The 22,229-nt window shown below is 35.8% G+C and carries 19 protein-coding genes; all 19 read left to right on the forward strand.

Annotated elements, in window-relative coordinates; genetic code table 11:
• Positions 1–36: 36 nt before the first annotated feature.
• The 19 genes from ACYVB1_RS07010 (at position 37) to ACYVB1_RS07100 (ending at position 22,220) form a co-directional block, all read left to right on the forward strand.
• The gene (locus ACYVB1_RS07010; RefSeq protein WP_460922098.1) at positions 37–2,430 is read left to right on the forward strand and encodes a GumC family protein; all 2,394 of its coding nucleotides are present in this window, start codon (positions 37–39) and stop codon (positions 2,428–2,430) included.
• Positions 2,431–2,743: 313 nt separating this feature from the next.
• On the forward strand, positions 2,744–3,679 hold the full coding sequence (fcl, locus tag ACYVB1_RS07015; RefSeq protein ID WP_460922100.1) for a GDP-L-fucose synthase: 936 nt from the start codon (positions 2,744–2,746) through the stop codon (positions 3,677–3,679).
• Positions 3,680–3,780: 101 nt separating this feature from the next.
• Positions 3,781–4,893 carry a GDP-mannose 4,6-dehydratase gene (gmd, locus tag ACYVB1_RS07020; protein WP_460922102.1) on the forward strand — a complete coding sequence of 371 codons (1,113 nt, stop codon included), beginning with the start codon at positions 3,781–3,783 and terminating at the stop codon, positions 4,891–4,893.
• Positions 4,894–4,934: 41 nt separating this feature from the next.
• Entirely contained in the window at positions 4,935–5,867 is a 933-nt protein-coding gene (locus tag ACYVB1_RS07025; protein WP_460922104.1) for an ABC transporter permease, read from the forward strand.
• 9 nt (positions 5,868–5,876) lie between these two features.
• Positions 5,877–7,187: an ABC transporter ATP-binding protein gene (locus ACYVB1_RS07030; RefSeq protein ID WP_460922106.1), complete on the forward strand. Its 1,311-nt coding sequence runs from the start codon at positions 5,877–5,879 to the stop codon at positions 7,185–7,187.
• On the forward strand, positions 7,180–8,061 hold the full coding sequence (locus ACYVB1_RS07035; RefSeq protein WP_460922108.1) for an FkbM family methyltransferase: 882 nt from the start codon (positions 7,180–7,182) through the stop codon (positions 8,059–8,061). The genes ACYVB1_RS07030 and ACYVB1_RS07035 overlap by 8 nt, the downstream gene beginning before the upstream one ends.
• 44 nt (positions 8,062–8,105) lie before the next feature.
• Positions 8,106–9,245: a glycosyltransferase family 4 protein gene (locus ACYVB1_RS07040; RefSeq protein WP_460922110.1), complete on the forward strand. Its 1,140-nt coding sequence runs from the start codon at positions 8,106–8,108 to the stop codon at positions 9,243–9,245.
• 397 nt (positions 9,246–9,642) lie between these two features.
• Positions 9,643–10,677: a glycosyltransferase family 2 protein gene (locus tag ACYVB1_RS07045; protein ID WP_460922112.1), complete on the forward strand. Its 1,035-nt coding sequence runs from the start codon at positions 9,643–9,645 to the stop codon at positions 10,675–10,677.
• A gap of 88 nt (positions 10,678–10,765) precedes the next feature.
• Positions 10,766–11,947: a glycosyltransferase gene (locus ACYVB1_RS07050; protein ID WP_460922114.1), complete on the forward strand. Its 1,182-nt coding sequence runs from the start codon at positions 10,766–10,768 to the stop codon at positions 11,945–11,947.
• A gap of 41 nt (positions 11,948–11,988) precedes the next feature.
• Positions 11,989–12,870, forward strand: a complete 882-nt coding sequence (locus tag ACYVB1_RS07055; RefSeq protein ID WP_460922116.1) for a glycosyltransferase family 2 protein — start codon at positions 11,989–11,991, stop codon at positions 12,868–12,870.
• Positions 12,857–13,930 carry a glycoside hydrolase family 99-like domain-containing protein gene (locus ACYVB1_RS07060; RefSeq protein ID WP_460922118.1) on the forward strand — a complete coding sequence of 358 codons (1,074 nt, stop codon included), beginning with the start codon at positions 12,857–12,859 and terminating at the stop codon, positions 13,928–13,930. Before ACYVB1_RS07055 ends, ACYVB1_RS07060 begins: the two co-directional genes overlap by 14 nt.
• 3 nt (positions 13,931–13,933) lie before the next feature.
• Positions 13,934–14,806: a glycosyltransferase gene (locus ACYVB1_RS07065; RefSeq protein WP_460922120.1), complete on the forward strand. Its 873-nt coding sequence runs from the start codon at positions 13,934–13,936 to the stop codon at positions 14,804–14,806.
• Between the two features lie 3 nt (positions 14,807–14,809).
• Positions 14,810–15,757, forward strand: coding sequence for a glycosyltransferase family 2 protein (locus tag ACYVB1_RS07070; protein WP_460922122.1), 948 nt, complete (start codon positions 14,810–14,812; stop codon positions 15,755–15,757).
• Positions 15,758–15,775: 18 nt separating this feature from the next.
• Entirely contained in the window at positions 15,776–16,567 is a 792-nt protein-coding gene (locus tag ACYVB1_RS07075; protein WP_460922124.1) for a glycosyltransferase family 2 protein, read from the forward strand.
• Between the two features lie 226 nt (positions 16,568–16,793).
• A complete protein-coding gene (locus tag ACYVB1_RS07080) occupies positions 16,794–17,960 on the forward strand; it encodes a glycosyltransferase (RefSeq protein ID WP_460922126.1) in 1,167 nt (388 codons plus the stop codon).
• An 11-nt stretch (positions 17,961–17,971) separates the two neighbouring features.
• Complete coding sequence (locus tag ACYVB1_RS07085; protein ID WP_460922128.1) at positions 17,972–18,928, forward strand: glycosyltransferase; 957 nt, start codon at positions 17,972–17,974, stop codon at positions 18,926–18,928.
• 20 nt (positions 18,929–18,948) lie between these two features.
• Positions 18,949–20,076 carry a glycosyltransferase family 4 protein gene (locus ACYVB1_RS07090; protein ID WP_460922130.1) on the forward strand — a complete coding sequence of 376 codons (1,128 nt, stop codon included), beginning with the start codon at positions 18,949–18,951 and terminating at the stop codon, positions 20,074–20,076.
• A 24-nt stretch (positions 20,077–20,100) separates the two neighbouring features.
• Positions 20,101–21,105 (forward strand): CgeB family protein, encoded by a 1,005-nt coding sequence (locus tag ACYVB1_RS07095; protein WP_460922132.1) that lies wholly within the window; start codon positions 20,101–20,103, stop codon positions 21,103–21,105.
• A gap of 2 nt (positions 21,106–21,107) precedes the next feature.
• The gene (locus ACYVB1_RS07100; RefSeq protein ID WP_460922134.1) at positions 21,108–22,220 is read left to right on the forward strand and encodes a glycosyltransferase family protein; all 1,113 of its coding nucleotides are present in this window, start codon (positions 21,108–21,110) and stop codon (positions 22,218–22,220) included.
• Positions 22,221–22,229 lie beyond the last annotated feature (9 nt).

Raw genomic sequence — 22,229 nt, forward strand, 5'->3', positions numbered from 1 at the left:
TAGAATCTTGCAACAGATGTTAATTTTACAGATACAGTGGAAAATATCCCTCTAAAGCAACAGGAAGCCGGGCTTGATGTTCTGAAGCTTCTGAAAAAAATACTTTCTAACTGGTTGCTCATTTTGACTTTCGTTGTAATGGGTGTATTGGCGGCCTTTTTGGTTAACAGATATACTATTCCTGAATACGAGGTAAATTCTTCTATCATGTTTAGTGAATCTGCCAATGAAACGTCCTCGGCTGCTACCATTCTATATGGGGGTGAAATGTTTCCGAATTCCATCAGCTTAACTAATGAGTCTATCCTGCTTAAGACACAGGCGCTTGCGCTAAAAACCTTACATGATCTGGATTTTGGAATTTCATACTATATGCAGGGAAATATCAAATTTTCAGAGGTGTTTAGTAGTAACGTCCCTTATAAAGTAGAGATTGATACAGCTTCTACTAACATTCCCTATAATATTCCATTTAGTATAAATTTTTCTGATGCTGGATATACCCTTTCTTCTGAAAACCAGCACTGGAACAACCTGGTGTCAGGAAAGAGCTTTAATAGTGGTCAGTACTACCAAATCGATGGATTAAATTTTCAAGTGATTATAAAAACTGTAAATGCCACTCTCACTGACGATGAGCATCTTTTTAAAATTAATAAAATGGAGCAGTTGGCAAACCATTATGCCAGCTCGCTGGGAGTCTCTCCTCATGCACAGGGCGCTTCTGTACTCCACCTTAAACTTACGAGTGCAAACCCAGATAAGGAAAAGGTGTTCCTAAACCAGCATATGGTAACTTATCGCCAGCATAACCTGGACACAAAGAATAAAAATGCAATCAATACTATTGAATTTATCGATGAGCAACTACAGCAGATTAGCGATTCGCTTTACTTTATAGAGAGCCGGTTAGAGTCATTCAAAAAAAATAATACAGCTGTAAAAATTGATGCGCAAGCGGCTAAAATTTCTGAAAGGGTAGTGGACCTTGAACAGCAAAAAGCAGTTTTGTTATTGAATGACCAATATTTTAACTATTTGCGAAACTACCTCCAGAGTGAAGAGGAAAATACAGGAATTGTTATTCCATCAAATTTTGGAATTACAGATCCTGTCCTGAATGGATTAATTGGTGAGTTAGTTTCGTTACAGTCAGAAATACAGGTGCTTTCAAACAATAACAACAAGGCTAACCCTCTTATCAGTAATCAATTACAGGTAAAACGTCAGCAATTTCAGGAGCTGAAGCAAAGTTTACTAGAGAACTTGAACAGCCTGGAAGCTGCTAATCATATAGCCAAACGTGATTTGAACCAGCGCATAGCAACAGAGTCAGCCTCCCTCAATAGGTTGCCTGCTGCCGAGCGTCAGTTTGTGAATATTAACCGACTGTACAGTCTAAGTGAGAACCTCTATGTACTGCTGATGCAGAAAAAGGCTGAAGCAGGTATAGCCAAGGCTGCCAATAGCTCTAATGTTACTATCCTGTCAGAAGCATCTAAAGGAAGAAAAGTTTCTCCTACTGATAGCAAAAACTACATTACGGGTCTTCTGTTAGGTTTAGCTATACCAATAGCTTTTATCCTTTTAAAGGATTTCCTCAATAATAAGGTTACCACAGCGGAAGATATATCCGCTTTAACCACTATTCCACTACTGGGAATGGTGGGACACAACAAGCAAGAAGACAAAAACCTGATTGACCAAAGTCCTAAATCAGCCATGTCGGAGGCTTTCCGGACGGTGCGGTCTAACTTGCGCTTTATGACAGCCGGAGCAACGACCCAAACGGCTGGCTCCGGTAAAATTTATGTGGTAACTTCTTCTATAAGCGGGGAGGGCAAAACCTTTTCTGCTAAAAACCTGGCGTATATTTTGGCTATTTCAGGTGAGCGTACACTACTCATTAATGCGGATATGCGCAAGCCTAACAGCAATGCGGATTTCGGGGTTATGAGCAGTACAGGTCTGAGCAATTTTTTGGCGGGGCATGCAGGCTTCGATGAAATTATTCATCCGACTTTACAGGACCAACTCTATATTTTGCCTTCCGGTGATATACCCCCAAATCCATCCGAGCTATTACTAAGCAAGCGTATGGAGGATTTGATTATGGAGCTTAAAATCCAGTATGACTACATTATCATGGATACCCCTCCTGTGGGTATCCTTTCAGATGGGTTTGAGCTGATGCAGATTGCGGATGCCAACATTTTTATGGTACGGCAGGGTTATACGCAGAAAGCCTTCCTGCACAATATTCAGCAGCAGTACGAAGCTGGCAAGATCAGAAACACAGCCATTCTTTTCAATGATGTAGACTATGAAAAACTGACTTATGGCTATGGCTATGGTTATGGCTATGGTTATGGTTACTATGCAGAAGATACGCAGCAAAAGACCTGGTGGAAACGTGCGATTAAAGTTTGATCTTAAAGGGTAATATTCCGCCGATGTTGGTGTTTTTGACAACCATAAATAGTCAGATTTGAGCTAAGCCCTCTGAAATTTGCATGCTAGTGAAGTAAAATACACTGGTTCATTATGATAAACAGGTTTTACTAGTTGTTGCTGATAAAAAAAACTGCAATAAAGGTGTTTAAATATTTCATTTCTTTTGTCATTTCGAACGCAGTGAGAAATCTGAAATATTGCGGGACCATGAAATATACCAGATTTCTCACTGCGTTCGAAATGACAAAAGGACGACACGCGGGTTTAATAATAAATTTGTGCATTTATCATGAATAGGGATTCTAAAATATACGTGGCAGGACACCGTGGGATGGTGGGCTCGGCTATTGTGCGGAAACTGGCGGCGGCAGGGTATAGTAATATCGTATCACGAACTTCTGCGGAGTTAGACCTGCGGGACCAGGTGGCCGTGCGGGAGTTTTTTCAGGAGGAGAAGCCGGAGTATGTGTTCCTGGCAGCGGCGAAGGTAGGAGGCATTGTGGCCAACAACACCTACCGTGCGGAGTTTCTTTATGATAACCTCATGATGGAGGCCAATGTTATCCAAACTTCATACGAGACAGGAGTTAAGAAGCTGATGTTCCTGGGCTCCTCCTGCATCTACCCGAAACTGGCGCCACAGCCCCTGAGGGAGGAATACCTGCTGACAGGGGAGCTGGAGCCGACGAACGAGCCATACGCCATTGCCAAGATAGCCGGCATCAAGCTCTGCGAGGCCTACCGTGACCAGTATGGCTGCAATTTCATCAGCGTGATGCCCACCAACCTCTACGGCTACAACGACAACTATCATCCACAGAACTCACACGTGCTGCCCGCGCTCATCCGCAAGTTTCATGAGGCAAAGGAAAGTGGGGAAATGACGGTGACTATCTGGGGCACGGGCAGCCCACGCCGGGAATTCCTTTTTGCCGATGATCTGGCTGAGGCATGCCTTTTCCTGATGGAGTCCTATAGTGGTAAAGAATTTTTAAATGTCGGTACAGGTGAAGACATCAGCATCAAGGAACTTGCTTTACTGGTTAAGCAAGTTGTGGGATTTCAGGGAGAGTTAGTTTTTGACACAAGCAAACCAGACGGTACTCCACGTAAACTAATGGACGTCTCTAAACTCCACAGCCTCGGCTGGCGTCACACAACAGAACTCAAAAAGGGCATAGCCATGGCCTACACCGATTACAAAAATAAATACGTGGCAGTATAACCTATTTTTTTATTCCCCCGCCTTAGACAAGGAGGGGTTAGGGGTGGTTGGAAATCTTATACTATCATTCCTAAATCAACCTTAAGATAAAGAGAATAAGAATGAAAACAGCACTCATCACAGGTATAACAGGGCAGGACGGAGCCTACCTGGCCGAACTCCTTTTGAGCAAAGGCTACATGGTCCACGGGCTCAAGCGCCGCAGTTCTATGTTAAATACCGATAGGATAGACCACCTCTACCAGGACCCGCACGAGCAGAACATTAACCTGAAACTGCACTATGGAGACCTGACAGACTCCACCAACCTGATTCGCATCATTCAGGAAACGCAGCCAGATGAGATTTACAATCTGGCCGCCATGAGCCATGTGAAGGTGAGTTTCGACACACCGGAATATACGGCAAACGCAGACGGCATAGGTACACTTAGGATTCTGGAGGCCATCCGCATCCTTGGATTAACAGAGAAAACAAGGATTTATCAAGCCTCCACTTCAGAGTTATACGGGCTTGTGCAGGCTGTGCCTCAGTCTGAGACTACTCCATTTTATCCCCGATCGCCTTATGCAGTGGCCAAGCTTTATGCCTATTGGATCACGGTGAACTATAGGGAGGCTTACGGCATGTTCGCCTGTAACGGTATCCTCTTTAATCATGAGTCACCGCTGAGGGGCGAGACTTTCGTGACGCGCAAGATAACAAGAGCCGCAGCAAGAATAGCCATGGGATTGCAACAGTGCCTATACCTGGGTAATCTGGACTCAAGGAGGGACTGGGGCCATGCCAAAGACTATGTGGAGGCCATGTGGCGAATTCTGCAGCAGGATACTCCGGAGGATTTTGTAATAGCTACCGGTGTAACAACAACTGTAAGAGACTTTGTGAAAATGGCCTTTGCCGAGGTGGGCGTGGAGGTAGCCTTTAAGGGCGAAGGCGTGGAGGAGAAGGGCTACGTAGCCGCCTGTTCTAACCCGGAGTACCAGCTTGAGATTGGAAAGCAAGTTGTATGCGTGGACCCGAATTATTTTCGGCCAACAGAGGTGGATCTGCTAATAGGAGACGGCACAAAGGCCAAAGAGAAACTGGGCTGGGAGCCGCAGTATGACCTTGCAGCGTTAGTGCAGGACATGATGCAGAGCGATGTTGAACTCTTTAAGCGCGACACTTATCTGAAAGATGGCGGTCACAGAATACTCAATTACCACGAGTAGTAAATTTATTACTCATACTTTATAATCCAGTGATTTGCACTATGAATACAGGTACTGTTACAAAAAGAAAGACAAGAGAGGAAGCAGCAGCAAAGCAATTTGAAGGAGGAATAGTTGAAAACCAGTCTACTGAGGATGAGAATTGGACACTTGTGATAGAACCAAGTTCTGGTCTTCTAGATTTACAACTGAAAGAAGTTTGGCGTTATAGAGATCTATTGCAAATGTTTGTAAAAAGAGATTTTATCTCTGTTTATAAACAGACTATCTTGGGACCTATCTGGTTCTTTTTACAACCTCTATTCACTACTATTACCTTTACTCTTGTTTTTGGAAAAATAGCAGGCATTTCTACAGGAGGCGTACCTCCGCTTCTTTTTTATATGGCAGGTATTACTTGTTGGAATTATTTTTCTTCTTGCTTAACAGCCACTTCAAATACTTTTGTCGGCAATGCAAATATCTTTGGTAAAGTGTATTTTCCAAGATTGATTACACCCCTTTCTATAGTAGTATCCAATATGCTCAAATTTGGTGTGCAGTTTGTTCTATTTCTGACGTTCCTGGCTTATTATATGTTTACAGGTGCTCCAGTGCAACCTAATGTTTATCTTCTGCTGGTGCCACTGTTAGTTGTTTTGATGGCAGTAATATCTATGGGGTTTGGTATGCTTATTTCAGCGATGACAACAAGATATCGTGATCTTCAATTTTTGATCGGTTTTGGCGTTCAACTGGCAATGTATGGTTCGACGGTGATATATCCTGTTTCTGAAATTCCTGAAAAATATAAATTATTTATTATGGCTAATCCCATGTCGCCAATTATAGAAGTTTTCAGGTTTGCCTTTCTTGGAACTGGCACATTCCAGTGGTCTTACGTTGCCTATCCTACTGTCTTTGCAGCTTGCATCTTCATTTTGGGTGTAATTGTTTTCAATAAAGTAGAAAAGACATTTATAGATACTGTTTAATTGGACAAGATGAGTACAGCAATAAAAGTAGAAAATTTATCAAAACAATATAGATTAGGCGAAGTTGGAACTGGCACAATTTCGCATGACCTGAATAGGTGGTGGCATAAAATTAGGGGTAAAGAAGATCCTTATCTTAAAATAGGTGATATAAATGATAGGACTACGAAGGGTACGAGTGATTATGTGTGGGCACTTCGGGATATAAATTTTGAAGTACAGCAGGGGGAGGTTTTGGGTATAATTGGTAAAAATGGCGCCGGTAAATCAACACTGCTAAAATTATTATCTCGGGTTGCTTCACCAACTATTGGAAGTATAAAAGCTAAAGGAAGGATTGCCTCTTTACTAGAAGTTGGTACTGGTTTTAATGACCAACTAACTGGTCGGGAAAATGTGTTTTTGAATGGTGCTATTTTAGGCATGACGAAAGCCGAAATCCGCTCAAAATTTGATGAGATAGTAGCGTTTTCTGGAACAGAGCGCTACATCGATACTCCAGTTAAACGTTATTCCTCTGGGATGAGAGTGCGTTTGGCATTTGCAGTTGCAGCGCACCTAGAATCTGAGATACTTATTGTAGATGAAGTATTAGCAGTAGGTGATGTTGACTTTCAAAGAAAAGCTATTGGTAAAATGCAAAATGTAAGTAAATCCGAAGGCAGAACGGTTTTATTTGTTAGTCATAACATGGCCTCAATCAAGTCTCTATGCAACAGCGGGCTTTTGTTGAAGAATGGTACTAATGATTATATTGGTGGTATAGAAGAAACAATAAAAAAGTATTTCTCATACAATGATATAACTAGTAGATATCAGTCTATAGCACAAAGAACTGACAGAACCGGAAGTCAACAAATACTTTTTTCTAAAATTGAAATGATGAATGAGTATGGTCTACAAACGGATACATTCTACTCTGGAGATAAGGTTACTATACATGTATATTATAAGGTAAATAGTTCTATTAAAGACAAAAGAATTTACTTCTCATTACAAATTAAAGACAGCTACGAAAACATAGTTGCTAGCTTCATCAATGATGAAATGGGTGTTTATTTTAATCGAATTAATGACAATAATTGCTTTAAAATACAGATACCATCTTTTTTACTTAGATCAGGCGAATATTATCTAAAGCTAACTCTTACACATACAAATACAGCCCCTGAAAACTTTATAGATTCTATAGATAATGTATCATATTTTAGCGTTGCAGAGAGTGATTTCTGGAAAAGTGGAAAGATAAATAGATCAGGAAACTATTGCATAATTCCTGCTGAAATTGAAAATAATCTTATTGAAAATAGCAATGATTAATTCTAAATATTTGTTTACTAAGGCACTAAAGAAAGTAGCCTTCAATAATAAGAAACAGCTAAACACAGTAGTACGAAATCATTTAAGAAAATTATGCTTAGATGAAGAAATGTTAACATACACTAAGTATGGCTTCAAAATGTTCGCTTCTCCAAAGGATTATATTAGCTATTCAATTTACTTTTTTGGAGAATATGATCCTGCCATGTCTACCATCATGCGCTATTTCATTAAGGAGGGACAAACTGTTTGGGACATAGGTACTGAAAGAGGTTGGTTTAGTTTACTGATGGGGAAACTTGTAGGTAATGGTGGTCGAGTTGATGCTTTTGAGGCTTTTTTGCCAAATTATACAAAATTAGAAAAAAATATAAATTTAAACAAGATGGAATGGGTTTTTGCCCACAATTTGGGTGTAACCAAAGAAAAAGGAAGTATGTGGTTTGTACCTCCCAGTAATGAAGTTACCAACAACATTAGTTTTTTAAATGAGTGTAATGGTGTAGGCTACCTTACATCTGAGTATGTAGATAATGCTATTAAAGTCCCTACAATTTCCCTAGATGATTTTGCCTCACAAAATGAAATTAATGATTTATCATTTATAAAAATTGATATAGAGGGTGCTGAATATGATGCATTATTGGGTGCAGAAAAAACAATAAAACATCATAAACCTATACTAGCAATAGAATATAATAAGGGAACTGCGCTACGTTCTGGACATTCAGTAGAAGAACTTGATAACCTACTGGATAATTATGGTTATAAACGATATGTCTTCTTTTCCAAGTTTGTAAAATTTGATTTTAAAATGTGGGAAGGCTTAGACATAGATCAGATGGTAACTAATGTCTATTGCTTTCCTAAATAAGTAATTTGATCTAGTTAATATACAGTTTGATGAGAATCCTTTGTATGATTCCGCAGTGGGGTTTGCCTTCTGAGATTTGGGCAGTAAGAATGCTTGAGATGATGAAGGATCACTTAATTGTCATATGTACTGAACATGTTACTACTAATACAACATGGAATGAGGTTCCTATTGTCAGTTTAAAAAAACATACTTCTAAGTCACTTTTTCAAAGAATAACTAGAAAAATTTTGAACAAAGAAGTAACTATTCCTCAACAGGATAGGGTGGAAATACTAAATAATATAATATTAGAGTATAAAATCGATCTTGTTTTTATTCATTTCCTGAACTATGCTGTATCCTTTAAGAAAATATTGAATTCTTTGCCGTGTAGGGTATTTATTCATTGTCATGGCTATGATGTTCACTGGGATTTATGTAATCATCTAAATCCAGAAGAAAGAATACATAGCATTAATTATTTATCTGAAATTAGGAGCTTTGAAAAAAATGTTCATTTTATAGCCAATTCAAATTTTACAAAAAGAATATTGTTAGAAGCTGGTATAGGGGAAAATAATATATCGATAAAATATCTAGGAGTACCTATAGAACAGAAAAAAACTGTTGTAGATAAAAAACATGGTTATATAAGTATCCTCTACTTAGGAAGGTTAATTGATTGCAAAGGACCAGACATCGTTATACAAGCTTTCGAATTAGCCTGTGATAAAGGGCTCAAGGGAGAATTGATTATTGCAGGGGATGGACCTCTTAGAGTCACGTGCGAATTGTATAAAGCAAAATCAAAATATAAAAAAAACATACATTTTTTAGGCGCGATTAGCGCAGAAAAGGGAATAGATATTCGTTCTAAAGCTGATATTTTTACTGCTCATAATTGCTTAGGACCATTAACAAAGCAAGAAGAAGCATACGGTGTAAGCATTATAGAAGCAATGGCAGCAGAATTACCAGTTGTCTCTGCTCATAGTGGTGCTTTGAACGAAACTGTTATACATGATGAAACGGGTATACTTGTGGAACAGTGGGATATTGAAGCACATGCCAAGGCGTTTTTATTATTAGCTAACAATTCTGAACTTCGAAAAAGAATGGGTAAAGCAGGCAGGTTAAGAGTTGAAAAATTATTTTCTTATGAAAATGAACAGAAAACTCTACTTAAAATTTTTAATAAATAACTTTGATATATAAGACTATGATTAGAAGCGTATGATGTGACCAATAAAACTGCATGCAAATAAAAATGAGTGTATCTCGAGTGTGGTAGTCTGTATAATTAAACTAACTAAATAAAGTGCTTTGTATGGCTATGTCCGAATACAAGCTTCAAAATATTAAAATTACGTTCTTTAGCATTTACTGCCCCTAAGCATTTCAATGTCGGCTGACTCACTTTTAAAACTTATACATAAACTATTTGCAAAGAGCATGAAAATATTTTATTCATCCATAAACGCAGAATTACAGCGCGTTTAAGTATAGTAGAATCAATTTCCTCTTTCCTATATTCTGGTTAATACTAAATCGTTTTTAAAAATTTATTACTTATGTATAGTCATAGGTAGGTTAAGTAGCATGAAGAAACCTGTAGTTAGTATAATTGTTCCCCTCTTTAATCGATACACCTTGATCGATGAGACAATTTGTTCTGTCCTTAGTCAGTCAACTACCAATTGGGAACTAATTATAGTAGACGATGGCTCTACAGATGGTTCCTACGAAAAAGCACTTAAGTGGCAAGAATATTTCCCGCATTATATAAATGTTATTAAAAGAGAAAGATTACCCAAAGGAGCACCTACTTGTAGAAATATTGGAATAGCCAATGCCATTGGAGATTATTTGATATTTTTAGACTCTGATGATTTGCTTGCGCCTTATGCAGTGGCTAATAGAGTAGACTTATTACAAAAAGAAGGTCCCGAAATTGATATGTTAGTCACTCCCTGCTTTATATTCAACGATAAGATGGGTGATACAAATCTTCTTTGGAACTGTGATGACATTTCCTTTTCAGATCTTGATAGATTTTTGATGGTAGATGTTCCCTGGCAAACTACCTCTGTCACATGGAAAGCTGAATCGTTAAGAAGAATCGGTTCCTGGGATGAAAATTTACTTAGTTTTCAGGATTGGGAGTTAGGGATTAGGGCTATACTTAATGGTTTACGTTTTAAAAAAAATGGTGAGCCAGATTGTTTCTGGCGTAAAGATACTAAAGACAGGCCGTCTATTGGCAGAGATGCCATTTCCAAACCTCATTTGCGATCACACCTTAATTTGTTTAAAAAAATTGCAGATTCACTTCAATCCTCTAAAAATCTAAACCCTCAACGCCAAAAGTTGCTCACTCATCTTTACTTATGGTTATTCTATCAGTGGAAGAAAGTAGATAAAATTGAAGCGCTCATATCTTTAAACAAACTCCTTTTGCGCTTACATCTGGAATATTCGATTTTTTTTAAATTAAATATTATAGCACTTTTATCCTTTTATAAATTTACATCTCGATTAAAATATGCCATCATCAACCGCTTTCATGTTCGCAAATATGTTTTTTTACCTAAAAAAAGCACTTTGCATGTTGTAGAGTATGTAACAGAGGCTTAATATTAGGTTCTATTGCTTCTAGTGGTGTAAATTATTTAGTATTTGTTGAGCAGACTGAGATATTGGAAAGGGAGCGATTGATTAAGATATGAACAGAATTTTAGTTATTTCACATGACGCCAGCAGGACAGGAGCTCCTATACTTTTGTTGCATTTTTTAAGGTCATACAAATTACAAAACCCCAAGACCACTATAGATATAATTATAGGATTTGATGGACCGCTTACTGCTGATTTTAAAGAGACAGGAAATGTTTTTATCTATTCTCAGTTTAGAGGCATTCATAAAAGTTTTATAGTCAGGAGTTTCTTTAAACTTTTTAAGCATCTTGGTTTAAACCTACGATATAAAACGAAAACTACATTTGAATTAAAAGCTTTTACAGCCAATAATTATAATTTGATTTTTTCTAATACTGTCACGAACGGTAATATTTTAAGGAAGCTAAACCATCTCAAAACTAATTGTATCACTTATGTTCATGAGCTGGAAAATTCTATAAGAACCTTTACTACACCAGATGCATTAGCTCTTACTTTCAAGTTTTCAACCAAATTATTAGTTCCTTCTGATGCTGTGAAAGAGAACCTTCAGGTTAATCATAAGATAGATGAGCAAAAAATTTCTTTATTGAGGTACTATATTCCATTATATAACTATAATGCCTCTGTTGTAGCTACACTTAAAACGAATATTGGCGTTACCAACGAAATCTTAATAGGTTCTGTTGGAACATCGGATTGGAGAAAAGGAATAGATATATTTATTCAAGTAGCTTTAAATGTTAAGCTAAAATCTCCTGCTATGCGATTTAAGTATCTGTGGGTTGGCGCATCCCGCTCAGGGTTAGAGTATGAAAGACTTTTACATGATATAAGAAACGCTGGATTAGTTAATGATGTTACCATCATCAATTCTGTGCCGAATCCTTTAGATTATATTGCAGCGATGGATATTTTCTTGCTTACATCTAGGGAAGATCCTTATCCATTAGTTGTGTTGGAGGCAGCTATGCTTAAAAAGCCAATCATATGCTTTGCAGGCTCTGGTGGTGCACCAGAATTTCTTTCTGATAACGCCGGCATTGTAGTTCCTTATTTGGATATAAATACAATGGCAGAAGAAATACTAAGACTGGCTAACTCTAATGAAGCTTATAATTTGTTGAAGGAAAATGCATACAGGAAGTATAGTTGTCTTCATTCTGAAGTCAAAGCATTAACTGTTTTCGAAAGTTACCTTGAGTCTTTTAGTTCACAAGAAGCCTAGTCAATACTCCTGAAGTTATAAAATTAAAATAACCACTTCTAATGCAAGTTGCTGACAATTTTTTTACCGAACAGCCTTTTTTCTCTATTATCATACCTACTTTTAATTCTGAAAAGGTAATTGAAACTTGTTTAGAGAGTTTAGGTTCGCAAACGTTTACGAATTTTGAGGTTGTTGTGGTTGATGGCAATTCTAAAGATAACACCAAGCAGACTGTAACTAGATTTATAAACAAATTAAATATCAATTTTGCTTCTGAAAAAGATACTGGTATTTATGATGCCTATAATAAAGGTCTAAGAAGAGCTCAAGGTAATTGGCTTTTATTTCTTGGCAGCGATGACAGGCTCTATAATAATGATGTTTTGAACACGGTCTTCAAGTATATTTCTGAAAACAATGCTGAAGTAGTTTATGGCGATATCAAAATAGAAGGTAGTTCTGCTTGGTGGAAAGATGGACAGATTTATGGTGGTGAATTTAACCTTCGCAAAATCTTGAATCAGAATATCAGTCATCAGGCAATTTTTTATAAAAAAGCTCTATTTGATAAAATAGGGTGTTACAATCAGAAATATTTAGTATGTGCAGATTACGATTTTAACTTAAGATGTTTTGTGCATTCAAGTCCTAAATATTTAGATATTATAGTTTCTGTTTATACAGCCGATGGATCCAGTACAACAACTCACGATCCTGAATGGCTTAATAATAAGAAGTTTATCATTATAGAACATTTTAAAGACAAGCTTCATAAAAAAGAGTTTATTGGTTACAAATATCTTATAGCGCAACTCATCCTAGATAAAAGCAGAAACTATAGTTTGCAAAAGCGATTGTATTTTGCGGGTGCTTTTGCAGTATTAATGGGCCATGCGTTACTTGATAGTATAAAAAGAGAATTTAAAAATGTCAAAAGTTAGAGCTATTGCAATACACTTACCCCAATTTCATCCTATACCTGAGAATAACGAGTGGTGGGGGACTGGCTTCACAGAATGGACCAATGTTGCTAAAGCAAAACCTTTATTCAAAAATCACTATCAGCCACATGTGCCATCAGATTTAGGATTTTATGATCTTCGTCTTCCGGAGGCAAGGCAGGCACAAGCTGACTTAGCAAAGCAATATGGAATTTATGGCTTTTGTTATTACCATTACTGGTTTCATGGAAAGCGGCTGTTAGAAAGGCCAGTTGATGAAATTGTTAGTTCTGGAAAACCTGATTTCCCTTTTATGTTATGCTGGGCAAACGGAAGCTGGACCAGGACATGGGATGGTAATGATAATATTCTTATTGAGCAAAAATACAGTATAGAAGATGATGAAAATCACATAGATTATCTTCTTAAGTTTTTTTCAGATCCTCATTATATCAAAGTAGAAGGCAAACCTGTTTTTGCAATTTGCCGGACAGAGACAATGCCTTTCCCTGATAAAACAGCTCAATTGTGGAAGCAAAAGACGAAGGAGGCAGGATTTCCAGACTTGTACCTGATCCGCATGGAGATGTTTGAAGCGGGATATCCGGCAGAGAAAATAGGTTTTGATGCAGCAGCGGAATTTCAACCAGATTGGAGAAACTTTCCTTCAAGGAAAAGAAGCTTTCTTACTAAACTCCGCCTTATATTGGGTATCAACAATGACCCTTTCAATTATCATAGTATATTTAACTATGATGAAATAGTTGACAAGATGCTTCAGAAAAAGAAGGTTGATTATAAGCTTTTCCCAGGAGTCACTCCTGGTTGGGATAATACCCCAAGGAAAAAAAAGGGGGCAATAATATTTCAAAACTCAACTCCTGGTGTTTATAAAAGGTGGTTGAAAACTGTAATTAATAACTTTCAACCTTACTCGGGTGAGGAAAATTTTATTTTTATCAATGCATGGAATGAATGGGCTGAGGGTAATCATTTAGAACCCTGCCATAAGTGGGGAAGAGAATATTTACAAGCCACTCTTGATGCCCAGAAGCCATAAAATATGATATCACTTATAATATGTTCAAGAGCCGAATCTTTAAGTTCAGAGCTGGAAAATAATATTAGGTGTACAATAGGAGTACCATATGAAATTGTTTTTATAAACAATAAAGATAATTTTTATAGCATACTCTCTGCTTATAATAAAGGAGCTGAGCAAAGTTTGTATGATTTACTTTGCTTTATGCATGATGATATTTATTATGAAACTTCTGACTGGGGAAATACTATAGTAAAATCTCTCAGCAATAACTTAACAGGACTTATTGGTGTTGCAGGGGCAAAAGTTAAAACAAGGAACTATTCGCCGTGGTGGGTATCCAACTTTTATGATGCCAAGGAGTTTTTAAGGTATAATATTATTCAATACAGGAAGGGTGAGTGGATGCATGAATGCCATAACCCGGAAAATACTAAACTAGCAGAAGTAGTTGTTGTAGACGGAGTATGGTTTTGTTGCAGGAAAGACGTGTGGGAGCGGACAAGGTTTGATGAAATCAATTTGAAAGGGTTCCATTTTTATGATTTAGATTATTCGTTAGGTGTTGCTTCTCAGGGGCTGAAAAATTATGTGACATATGATATTTTGTTTAAACATGCCTCTGCGGGTAGGTTAGAGCAAAGTTGGCTTGTAATAGCTGAGCAGTTTCATAAAAAGTGGGAAAAAAATTTGCCTGTATCTGTGCATCCCATGAGCAGAAAAGATTTAGATGAATTAGAATATCAGGCAATAATAAATAATTTATTGCTCTCTATAAAGTATAGACACGGTTCTGTTCTTGCAAAATTCTTGTTGTGGAGCAAGGCTATGTTGTATAAACGCCCTTCAGTTCCTCATTTAAAGCTTTTATACAACATTATTAAATTTTTCTAAGACGTGGTTCATCCTCTCATATCAGTAATTATACCTACTAAAAATGGTGAAGACACTATTGAAAAGTGTTTAGCAGGGATAGCAAAACAAACTTATAAAAACATTGAAGTCATTGTTATTGATTCTGGAAGTACAGATAAAACTGTAGATACAGTTTCAAGATTTGATTTTGTTAGAGTACTGCAAATTGAAGCATCTGAATTCAACCATGGTTTAACCCGTAATGTTGGTATAACAGAGGCAGAAGGAGAACTTCTGTTAATGACAGTACAAGATGCGAGTCCTTCTGATGATTTTTGGATCGAGAAAATGGCGAAGCACTTTGATGATCCTGAAGTGATAGGTGTCTGTGGTCAGCAAATTGTTCCGCATGATAAAGATAAAAATCCGCATGAATGGTTTAGGCCTTATAGTAAACCAAAACCACGTTATGTGCAGTTGTCGCAAGAACAGTTACTAACGCCTTATTCTTTAAAGGAACTGCATAGATTATGTAATTGGGACAATGTGAATGCAATGTATCGAAAGTCTTCTTTGCTCAAATACCCCTTCCAAAAAGTCAGCTTTGGAGAAGATATGCAGTGGGCAAAAGAAGTTGTTCTGGCAGGTAACAAAATAGTGTATGATCCTTCATCTCGTGTTTTCCATTACCATCACGCTACTTATGATTATACTTATAAAAGAAGCCTTACGGTTTTGTATTACATTTACAAGAATTTCGGTTATGTCAGGTCAATGAAGTATAATTTCATTGACTACCTTAAAGTGATTTTTAGAAATACTAAATATAAAGCTGACAGGAAATGGATTGCCTTTAACTGGAAGAAAATGAGAGCAGTAAATAATGCATATAAAGATACAGTTGCTCATTTAATTATAGGAGAAGACGCACTGGATACTTTTCATGAGCAAATTTGTGGGCTTCCGCCACAAGGTAAACAAAACATCTAGTTTAAAATTATCTTAGAAATGAAAATAGAAAAACCGCTCGTTTCTGTTTTAATGACTGCTTATAACCGGGAGAAATATATAGCAGAAGCTATTGAAAGTGTATTACGCTCTACATATACAAATTTTGAATTAATCATTGTTGATGATAAGTCAAAAGACGGTACAGTCGATATAGCTAAATCTTATGCTGCAAATGATAATAGAGTAAAGGTGTTTATCAATGATGTTAATTTAGGTGACTATCCAAACAGAAATAAAGCTGCGTATTATGCAAAAGGAAAATATATAAAATACTTAGATTCAGATGATGTCATATATCCACATGGTTTAGATGTAATGGTTGGGAGTATCAACCAGTTTCCTGATGTTGCTTATGGAGCTTCTTCTGCATATTCATTACGTCCATTACCAGTATTGATGTCTCCGAGAGAATCATATTTAGAACATTTTTTTGGTAGTCATCATTTTGATAGATCTCCTGGATCCCTCATAATTAATAGGGAAATTTTCTGCCGAGAAGGCGGCTTCACTGGTAAACGTATGATTGGTGACTATGAGTTTTTATTGAATTACTCATTGAAGTACAATATTGTGCTTATGCCTGTACAGTTATATTGGTCTAGAAGACATGAAGAACAGGAATCTTCTCATTCAAAGGATTATAAAGAACTTCGGGAGCAAATACTTAATCAGGCATTAAATGACCCGCTTTGTCCTCTTACTATCAGTGAAAAAAAAATATTACGAAAAATTAAGATTAGAAATAAAGTAATGTCTAAGACAGCCTCTCTTATTAAAAAGTTAATCTGAGGAAAGTGTTTGTAGTTGTAAAAATTACTGGAAGTATTATTATGCCTGATTTTTGATGTTATTTTATAGAGAGCTCTTAATTAGCATATAATTATTTTTTAACTATTAAATGCTTACATACTAGAAACATCATTTTCAAATAGTTAGAAGCTTTTTTAGAACATTGGATATTCGCCTTAACCTGTAAGACGGAATAAGTGAAGCAATAATATCATATGCTTTCATTATGAATAATAGATTCAGTAACAAAACTGTCAGAGTTGCATATTTTGCAAAAGAAGTTTCTGTATCAGAAACATTTATATCTGATTTGTTTGTTGCACTATCACATATTTATGAACTAGAAGTTTATACAAGTTCTAATCTGAATGGCTTTCCCGGCATCAACCATCAGAGGATAGATTTTTATTATGCTGCTAACCGCTTTACAAATAAATTGTTGTTGACCCTTGGCGGCAAATTTAATTTTTTATTCAGCAAAAGATATGCTTTTTATAAACTTAAGGGGAAGCTACGAAAGAAAGCGATAGATGTGGCTTTCATCGAATATGGCACAACTGCAGTTTTGATGTTAGAGTATTTGATAGATCAGAACTTACCCTTTATCGTACATTTCCATGGCTTTGATATAACTTCATCTTTAAACAATTCCTTTTATAGGAATGAATTGAAAAGAGTTTTCGAGAAAGCCTCATATGTGATAGCTGCTTCTAATCATATAAAGAGATTATTAGTCTTACAAGGATGTCCTGCTTATAAAGTTAATGTAATTAAGCTTGGTATTGATTCTGAAATGTATACACCTTTACCATGGGCTCAACGTTTTAATACTGCTCCTTCCTTAGTGTTTCTAGGTCGTTTGACGCCAAAGAAAAACCCCATAGCTTTATTGCATGCTTTCAAACTTGTGCTAGATAAAATCCCAAATGTAACATTAACATTGATTGGGGAAGGACCTTTAAGAAAAGAGATAGAGTTAACAATAGAATCTTTAGGTTTGAAAGATAAGGTAATATTACTTGGTGCACTTCAAAGAAAAGATGCTATACCGATTCTGAATACTCATTGGGTTTACGTGCAACATAGTGTTACGTCATATCAGGGAGACCAGGAAGGATTTGCTATTAGTATAGCTGAAGCTGCCGCTCTCAGGTTACCGGTTGTGTCAACCTTACATAATGGTATTCCTGAAAATGTAATAGATGGTGTAACTGGTTTTCTGGTAAGAGAATACGATTATGAAGAGATGGGTAAAAAAATTATTCAATTATTAGAAGATGTACAGTTGATTAAAAAATTCGGTGAGGCTGGTAGACAGAATGTTGTCAATGGATTAAAACCATCCACGAGAATAAAAAATATAGTTAATCTTCTTAATAATTTTGAGAAATAAATAATTTAAGTGTGGTTCCAAAAGTTTCTGTTCTTATACCATTATTCAATTCTGAAAAGTTTATTGCAAAAACTATTCAGAGTGTTCTTGATCAAACATGGGAAAATATAGAAATTATTGTCGTTGATGATGGATCAACTGATAATTCTTATGCTGTTGCTAAATCTTTTGAAACACAAAAAGTAAAAGTGTATAAGCAATTAAATAAAGGTGCATGCGCTGCCAGAAACTATGCTTTTTCAGTATCTACAGGAGAATATATACAATATCTGGATGCTGATGATCTGCTTTCTTCTAATAAAATAGAAAGCCAATTGGAGTTACTTCAGAAATGCTCAATCAACTCAGTATCTTCATGCATATGGGGTAGATTCTACAGTAATATAGATGATTTTAGAATAGAGGATTCCTGCCTCAACAAAAGCTACAAATACCCCATCCAGTGGCTTATTGACTCTTGGAACGGGAAAGGAATGGGGCAAACATCTATTTGGCTAACGCCGAGATCTCTAATAATAAAGGCAGGTGTTTGGAATGAAAGTTTAAAAATAAACCAAGATGGAGAGTTTTTTTCTAGAATAATGCTGCAGGCGGATGAAATAATTTTCTGCTCAAGATCCAAGATTTACTATAGATCTTTAAATGCCAACAGCGTTTCAAAAGCACCATTTACAAACAGCAAAGCGCTCTCACTTTTAAATAGTTTTAAGTTGTATGTACAACATGTTCCGGAACATTCAATGACTATAGAAGTAAAGCGAGCTTTAGCCCGCAATTTTGCAGAAATAATCTATAGATTTGATAATTTGTATCCTCAAGTAAGCAGAGAAGCTTGGATTGAATTAAATAAATTGAAGGTAAAGAACTTTGAGCCGGTGGGGGGGAAGGTACAACGTATATTAACTCATTTTCTTGGTTTCAAGAAAGCAATTCAGATAAGAAACATTGTTAGTTTTTTTAAAGGATAAATCTATATACCTCCGCCTTAATGAACAAGATGAAGATAAATTTTATATCTACAGAAGATTTAAATATTGTAAGCGGTGGTTGGAGCGGCATAAACTGTAGACTCATAGAGCAGCTTTCAAAATTTTTTGAGATTAACTACATAGGCCCTATCAAACCTACTAGTTTTCCTTTTGAGAAATTAGTCTCCAAAATTAAGCGTATAGCTGGTTTTAGAGGCAGTTTTCATTTTTTGTCTGAGAAAAGATTAGATCTGGTGAAGAATATTGTACTACAAAAACTTTCCTCAGAAGCTGAATATAATTTTTTTTTTGGTCAGATGCCTTGGACGAATTGCTACTTCGATAAACCTTATGGTGTATATCTTGATGCCTGTTTTCCAACATATTTAGAAGTTTATTCTAAGCCCAATCAGTTTGAAAAGAAAGATATAGCACGTATAAGTGCATTAGAAAAACAATGGCTCTTAAATGCAAACCATTTATTTTTTGGTTCTTTTTGGGCTCTGCACGAAGCTGAGAAACACTACAGTTGTAAATTCAATAATGCTGAAGTGGTATGGGTAGGAGGTAACATTGCTATACCTCAGGTAGATAAATATGAAAGAGGCCTAGATTTTCTTTTTATATCTCTCAATTTTGAGAAAAAAGGAGGCTATGTTTGTGTAGAAACAATACAAAAAATTAGAGAAATTTATCCAGAGGCTACCTTGACTATTATAGGACAACAGCCGCCAGCCTCGATCCTATCTTTAGATGGAATCATTTATGCGGGGCTCCTTAATAAAAAAGACCCTAAAGATTTAGTTAAATTTATAGGGGTACTTGAGAAAGCTTTTTTTTTGATTCACCCTACGGTAATGGATACAATGGGAGCCGTTATCATTGAAGCTGGCTATTATGGTTGCCCGTCTATAGCTCCCAAAAGTTTCGGTATACCAGAATTAATAAAAGATAATGAATCAGGTATATTGATTGATGCACCATTTAATGCAGGGGATTTTGCTCAACCTTTATTAGAGTTAATAAAACACAAGAGCCGATACTCTGCAGTTAGACATGAAGTGAGAAAGTTTACTACGAATAGGCTTACCTGGAATGCAGTTGGAGATAGAATCATCAATAGTGTTTGTAACTCTTCATCTGATTAGATTCTAAAACTATTCTTAAAAAAAATGAAAGCTCTTTACATAGGTCAGTATTCATATGGAACAACCTCAAGAATGCGTGGCGAGATAATTTGCCAATCAGAATTGATCAAAAGCTTCAGCTATATAGATACAAATATTCCTTTTACCAATTCGAATAAGCTTTTCAGAACTTTAGGCTTTCGTTATAAGGTTGGTCCATTAATTAAAAGCATAAATAACTATATTGTTTACAATTTACAGGCTAGAGAGTTTGACCTTATTTGGATTGATAAAGGTATTTTTATCACACCTGAAACTTTGAAATTAATTCGATCCAAAGGAGGTAAAATAATACATTATACTCCTGATACTGCTTTTCATCAGAATAGATCGAAACTTTTTGAGAGGGGAATACCTTATTATGATTATTTGATTACAACTAAAACTTTTGAAATAGAAGAATATACAAAGTTTAAAGATAAGAATAAAATATTGTTAACGACGCAGGGCTTTCATACAACAATACATAAACCTTATTATGATTTCTCAGAGAAAGAAGTTTGTATTGCTTTTGTGGGATTAAACGAGCCAAATCGAGAAGAAGTAATTCAACATTTATTAAATAGTGGTTACAATGTAAAATTAGCAGGCTATGGATGGCAGAAATTTGTAATTAAAAATAAAAATCATAGTTTACACTATTTAGGCGAGAAATTAGTGGGAGAGGATTATGCAAAAGCGCTATCATCTTGCTTATTTGGCTTTGGTGCACTCTCTAAAAAATTTCCAGAGCTCCATACTACTCGTACATTTGAGCTACCAGCTTGTGGTACTGCGTTAATTACAGAGAAGAATTATGAAACATCATTATTCTATAATGATGATGATGTTATATTTTATAATAGTCTATCAGAGCTAACTTTCAAAGTTGCTACCTACATTAAAGATAAAAAAGCGCTGGAGGAATTGATTAAGAGAGGTAAGAATAAAGCACAAAATTTTAGCTATGAGATTATTATAAATGATTTACTCGATAAAATATTTTCATAAAAATGCGCGTAGCTATTCTTCATTACCAACCACTCGAGTATTATCCCCCAATTATGAATACGCTTAATTTCATTGGTGATACTAGTGATTTAACTGTTAATGTCTATACTTCACGAAATTCTAAAAGAGGTAGATTTTCCCATCAACAAATCAAAGTTAGAAGATTTCCTCTTCCTAATTATAATGACAGTAAATTTGTAAGTTTGGTAAAACAGTTACTGTATAATATAGGAACTTTGTTTAGTTTGATTGTTCTCCGGCCAAATGTCTTATTATATTATGAGTCTTATTCTGCTCTCCCAGCTTATTTATATGCAAGGTTCATAAATAAAAATGTTAAATTGTTAATACATTTTCACGAATACTCGGCTCCTGAATGGTACATTAATGGAATGAAGCTAGTAAAATTTTATCACAAATTTGAACGAAAATTTCTTTTCAAGAAAGCCAGTTGGATATCACAAACCAATGCAGAAAGAGTTAAGCTTTTTTACCAAGACTTTCCGTTTATTAATCAAAACGTACTCCATGAACTACCTAATTACCCTCCTCAGAAATGGGAATTAAATAGTACTAAGCGTGATATGATTAGTAAGCCCTTAAAAATTGTTTATGTAGGGTCATTATCACTTTCCTCAACTTATATAAAAGAGTTCTGTGAATGGGTGCTTAGTAAGCAGGGTGATGTGAAGTTTGATATATATTGTTATAATATTGAAAAAGGAACAAAAGATTATATTAATTCTATATCTAATACGAATATAAAACTTTACTCATCAGGTATAGATTATGATTTCATTCCTGATGTTATCAGTAAATACGATATTGGCGTAATTTTATACAAGATATATAATGCAAATGTAAAGTATAGTGCCTCTAATAAGCTATTTGAGTATCTGTCTTGTGATTTAGATGTATGGTTTTCTGATGCTATACTAGGTACTCATCCCTATATTGTTAAAGATGCATATCCAAAAGTACTAAATGTTGATTTTAATAGTCTTGTAAATTTTGATCTTGAAAAAGCTATATGTAGAAAATCTTTAAATCGAAGAAGCTTGAAATTTAATGCTGAGGATGTAAACAAGCTTCTTTTACAGGAACTAGACAGTTAATTATCATAT

Source organism: Pontibacter brevis, from assembly GCF_054779655.1.

Excerpts from the sequence above, each read along its gene's own strand:
- fcl (WP_460922100.1), top strand. The coding sequence starts at position 2,744 with ATGAATAGGGATTCTAAAATATACGTGGCAGGACACCGTGGGATGGTG.
- gmd (WP_460922102.1), top strand. The coding sequence starts at position 3,781 with ATGAAAACAGCACTCATCACAGGTATAACAGGGCAGGACGGAGCCTAC.
- ACYVB1_RS07025 (WP_460922104.1), top strand. The coding sequence starts at position 4,935 with ATGAATACAGGTACTGTTACAAAAAGAAAGACAAGAGAGGAAGCAGCA.
- ACYVB1_RS07030 (WP_460922106.1), top strand. The coding sequence starts at position 5,877 with ATGAGTACAGCAATAAAAGTAGAAAATTTATCAAAACAATATAGATTA.
- ACYVB1_RS07035 (WP_460922108.1), top strand. The coding sequence starts at position 7,180 with ATGATTAATTCTAAATATTTGTTTACTAAGGCACTAAAGAAAGTAGCC.
- ACYVB1_RS07040 (WP_460922110.1), top strand. The coding sequence starts at position 8,106 with ATGATTCCGCAGTGGGGTTTGCCTTCTGAGATTTGGGCAGTAAGAATG.
- ACYVB1_RS07045 (WP_460922112.1), top strand. The coding sequence starts at position 9,643 with ATGAAGAAACCTGTAGTTAGTATAATTGTTCCCCTCTTTAATCGATAC.
- ACYVB1_RS07050 (WP_460922114.1), top strand. The coding sequence starts at position 10,766 with ATGAACAGAATTTTAGTTATTTCACATGACGCCAGCAGGACAGGAGCT.
- ACYVB1_RS07055 (WP_460922116.1), top strand. The coding sequence starts at position 11,989 with ATGCAAGTTGCTGACAATTTTTTTACCGAACAGCCTTTTTTCTCTATT.
- ACYVB1_RS07060 (WP_460922118.1), top strand. The coding sequence starts at position 12,857 with ATGTCAAAAGTTAGAGCTATTGCAATACACTTACCCCAATTTCATCCT.
- ACYVB1_RS07065 (WP_460922120.1), top strand. The coding sequence starts at position 13,934 with ATGATATCACTTATAATATGTTCAAGAGCCGAATCTTTAAGTTCAGAG.
- ACYVB1_RS07075 (WP_460922124.1), top strand. The coding sequence starts at position 15,776 with ATGAAAATAGAAAAACCGCTCGTTTCTGTTTTAATGACTGCTTATAAC.
- ACYVB1_RS07080 (WP_460922126.1), top strand. The coding sequence starts at position 16,794 with ATGAATAATAGATTCAGTAACAAAACTGTCAGAGTTGCATATTTTGCA.
- ACYVB1_RS07090 (WP_460922130.1), top strand. The coding sequence starts at position 18,949 with ATGAACAAGATGAAGATAAATTTTATATCTACAGAAGATTTAAATATT.
- ACYVB1_RS07095 (WP_460922132.1), top strand. The coding sequence starts at position 20,101 with ATGAAAGCTCTTTACATAGGTCAGTATTCATATGGAACAACCTCAAGA.
- ACYVB1_RS07100 (WP_460922134.1), top strand. The coding sequence starts at position 21,108 with ATGCGCGTAGCTATTCTTCATTACCAACCACTCGAGTATTATCCCCCA.